General features: G+C 43.3%; 1 protein-coding gene. It reads left to right on the top strand.

Annotated elements, in window-relative coordinates:
- The coding region (locus tag CWB76_RS19050) for a hotdog fold domain-containing protein (protein ID WP_138609691.1) at positions 1-297 on the top strand (297 nt) is incomplete at its 5' end.
- Positions 298-319: the final 22 nt, after the last annotated feature.

Here is a 319-nt window from a genome sequence, read left to right as displayed (position 1 = left end):
GTACACAATCACATTGGCACTATTCACGCTATCGCACAATGTAATTTGGCTGAGCTGTGTGCGGGGGTGATGGTTGATGCAACGGTACCTTATAAAACCCATCGTTGGATCCCTAAGGGAATGACAGTACAGTACCTGGCTAAGGTAGACACAGACGTTACTGCTATCGCTGAGATTGACTTGCCTCATCAATGGATTGATAAAGAAGATTTAGTCGTACCGGTAAAGCTTTACAATACGCGTAACGAACTGGTTTTTACCGCAGACATAACCATGTATATAACACAGAAAAAGTAAGTGTATAAGCCGCTAACGGGAT

The sequence above is a fragment of the Pseudoalteromonas sp. S1609 genome (genome assembly GCF_005887255.1).
Taxonomy (GTDB): Bacteria; Pseudomonadota; Gammaproteobacteria; order Enterobacterales; family Alteromonadaceae; genus Pseudoalteromonas.
Note: the sequence above shows the minus strand (reverse complement) of the source record. Positions and strands in the feature narration are given on the sequence as shown.